2 protein-coding genes are annotated in these 3,407 nt (G+C 67.2%); both read right to left on the reverse strand.

Translation table 11 applies throughout. The annotated features are described in order from the left end of the window. Positions 1-10: 10 nt before the first annotated feature. Positions 11-634 (reverse strand): site-2 protease family protein, encoded by a 624-nt coding sequence (locus tag AB1634_19020; protein ID MEW6221604.1) that lies wholly within the window; start codon positions 632-634, stop codon positions 11-13. Then, complete coding sequence (locus AB1634_19025; protein ID MEW6221605.1) at positions 631-3,318, reverse strand: CBS domain-containing protein; 2,688 nt, start codon at positions 3,316-3,318, stop codon at positions 631-633. The genes AB1634_19020 and AB1634_19025 overlap by 4 nt, the downstream gene beginning before the upstream one ends. Positions 3,319-3,407: the final 89 nt, after the last annotated feature.

Genomic DNA, 3,407 nt, shown 5'->3' on the forward strand with positions numbered 1-3,407 from the left:
GGCCACGTCCTCAGCCGAGCAGCAGCTGCTGGGCGAGATGGATGACCGGACTGATGATCCGGGACAGGGTGCCGGTAGCCACCAGAATGAGCAGGATAAGAAAGCCGAACCGCTCCAGCCCGCTGTACGCCTGGGCCAGGGCCGGGGGCAGAAGGCCGGCCAGCACCTTGCTCCCGTCCAGGGGCGGCACCGGCAGGCAGTTGAAGACCGCCAGCAGAAGGTTGATCCAGACGCTGGCCAGGCACATGCCCAGAAGCGGTCGCAGGAAGAAGGCGGGCAGGAGCGGGCCAGCCAGAATGAGGAGCTTCAAGGCCCCGGCACTGGCTACGGCCAGGATGAGGTTGGCGGCCGGACCGGCCAGGGAGACCAGCATGAGATCCCGGCGCGGCCGGGCAAAATGGCTGGGGGTCACCGGCACCGGCTTGGCCCAGCCGATCTTGGCCACGAAGAAGATGAGGGTGCCCCAAGGGTCAAGGTGGGCCAGGGGGTTGGCGGTCAGGCGGCCCAGACGCCGGGCGGTGGGGTCGCCGAGCCGGTCTGCGACAAGGCCGTGGGCCAGCTCGTGGCCGGTGATGGCCAGGAGGAACCCGGGCAGGAGGAGAACCAGCTCCGAGATGGTCTCGTGCAGGCTCATGATCCGGCCGCCGGGCGGCTGGCTGCGGCCCCCCCCCGGCGGCTGCGGCCGGCAGGCTGGGGGAAGTGCGCCAGGACATAGGCCTCCTCGTCGTCCCGGCTGGCCACCTCGCCGTCCAGGCGCGCCTCCAGGAGCTGGGCGAGGATGGACTTGAAGACGGGACCCGGCTGATAGCCCAGGGCCTTGAGATCGGTACCGTCCAGGATGGTCCGGGTGCTGCGCAGGCTGGTCACGTAGCTGGAGATGGCCTTCTGCGCGGATTCCCTGGGGGTGAGGGCCATGGTCGCCAGGATGCCCTCGATGGACAGGCCGCCCAGGAGGCGGTAGATCTCGCTGGGCCGGATGGAGGCGCGGCGACTGAGGCTCTTGTGCACCTTGTCGCCGAAGACCTTGTTCTGGAGGAAGATCGCCGCCAGGCGGCTGGGCACCTCGAAACGGTGGCAGAAGTCCTGGCATTCCGAGACCGGTTGCGGTGCCAGAAGCACCAGCAGGTAGACCATCCAGTGCTGGCAGGGCTCGTCCAGGTACAGCAGCCGGTGCCAGCCCAGCACCCGGTGGGTATCGGCCAGCTGCCGCTCCAGGCGCGGGGTCAGACGCAGATCCCGGTGGAGGAAGCGCAGGCAGTCGAAGTCTGCCAGGCGCTGGATGGCGGCCAGCGGGTCCTCCTCGCCCAGAATCAGACAGAGCTCGCCAAAGAAGCGGCGGCCGGAGAAGCGGTTGAAAAAGCTCATCCGTACCGCATTCTTGATCAGCTTGGCGGTATGGGGGCCGATGCGGAAGCCCAGCCGCTGCTCGAAGCGCACCGCCCGGAAGACCCGGGTGGGGTCCTCCACAAAGGACAGGTTGTGCAGAACCCGGATCTGCCCCTCCTTGATGTCCCGCTGGCAGGCAAAGAAGTCCACCAGGGTGGCGAAGCGGTCCGGATTGAGGTGGATGGCCATGGCGTTGATGGTGAAGTCCCGGCGGTAGAGGTCGAGCTTGATGGACGACAGCTCCACCGTGGGCAGGGCAGCCGGATACTCGTAGTACTCCACCCGGGCGGTGGCGACATCGATCTGCAGCCCGCCGGGCAGGATGACCATGGCGGTGTTGAACTTCTCGTGGGTGCGCAGCCGGGCATGGAACAGCCGGGCCAGCTCCTTGGCAAAGGCGATGCCGTCGCCCTCGACCACGATATCCAGGTCCAGGTTGCGGTGGTGCAGAAGAAGATCCCGGACAAAGCCGCCCACGGCAAAGGCGGAATAGCCCAGCCGGGCCGCCACCTCGCCGATGGTGCGCAGGAGCACTGTTGTCTCCCGGTCCAGGCACTCCACCAGCAGCTGGTTGACATTGCGGAAGCGCTCGGTGGCCGGCGCCTCTTCGGCCAGGGGGATCTTGCGGGTCAGGAGCGCCGGCTCGTTCACCACCAGGTTAAGGAGATCGGTGCGGGTGATCACCCCCTTGACCTGGTCGCCCTCCACCACCGGGATGAAGCGCTGGCGGTTGCCCATGATCAGCTCCTGGATGGCGGCCAGAGAGGCGGTGGGCGGCAGGGTGGCGAACTCGGTGGTCATGTACTCCGAGACCGGCAGGGCGCCGAGCTTGTGGAAGATGGCCTTTTCGATCACCCGCCGGGAGATGAGGCCCTGGAGGGTCTGGTGGTCCTTCATCACCGGCAGCACCGTGATGTTGTACCGGGTCAGCACCTGGTTGGCCGCCTCCATGGACAGCTCCGGCTCCACGGAGATCACCGGCCGGGACATGATCTCGGCAGCGACGCTCCGGGGCTGCACCTGCTCGTGCAGAAGCTGCAGGAGCCTTTCTTCGGCCTCGATCAGGGTGGCATCCCGGATGGTGGCGGAGGCGGCCGAGGCATGGCCGCCGCCGCCGAAGGCGGTGGCGATGTCGCCGACATTGACCTCCGGCAGCCGGCTGCGGGCGATGAGATAGACCCGGTCGCCCATGTAGGCCAGGGCGAAGAGAACGTTGAGGTTCTCCATCTCCATGAAGCGGCGGACGATGAGGGCAAAATCGTCCACATACTCGGCCAGGCTCAGGCGGGCGACGGTGATGTCGGTGCCCTGCACGGCATAGGTGCGGGCCGAGCGGATGAGCTCGGAGAGCAGGCCCACCTGCTCGGTGGTCAGCTCGTGGGTGATGAAATGGGCGATGGTGTGGACGTTGGCGCCAGCGGCCAGGAGGTGGCTGGCCGCCATCAGGTCCTCCGGGGAGGTGGAGGCAAAGGTGAAGGAGCCGGTGTCCTCGTAGATGCCCAGGGCCAGGAGGGTGGCCTCCTGGGCAGTGAGCGCCAGGCCCCGCTCCCGGAGGAGGCCCGTGAGGATGGTGGCCGTGGAGCCCACCGGCCGCACCACCTCCAGCTCGCCGTGCATGTCGTCCGGCGCGTCCGGGTGGTGGTCATACAGGTGCAGCCGCAGGCCGGGATTGGCCAGGCACTTGGCGAAATTGCCGATCCGCTTCGGCTGCCGGGTGTCGACGACGATGAGGTGATCCACCTCCTCCAGGGCGATCTTCTTGAGGCGGGCGAAATCGTACATGTACTGCAAGGACTGGACGAAGAACAGGCGCAGGCCTTTCTCCTGGGAGCCGGAGAAGGCCAGGACCGCCTCCGGATAAAGCTTCTTGGCCGCGATCATGGAGGCCAGGGCGTCGAAGTCGGCATTGAGGTGGGTGGTGATGACCTGCATGCCTTACGCCCTCGGGTGATGGCGCTGGTGGATCCTCTTCAGCCGCTCGCCGTCGACGTGGGTGTAGATCTGGGTGGTGGCGATGCTGG

The organism is Thermodesulfobacteriota bacterium, from assembly GCA_040755095.1.
In the GTDB taxonomy this organism is placed as follows: Bacteria; Desulfobacterota; Desulfobulbia; order Desulfobulbales; family JBFMBH01; genus JBFMBH01.

Bases quoted from the DNA above. Each gene is read 5' to 3' on its own strand.
- AB1634_19020 (MEW6221604.1), bottom strand. From the start codon at position 634: ATGAGCCTGCACGAGACCATCTCGGAGCTGGTTCTCCTCCTGCCCGGG.
- AB1634_19025 (MEW6221605.1), bottom strand. From the start codon at position 3,318: ATGCAGGTCATCACCACCCACCTCAATGCCGACTTCGACGCCCTGGCC.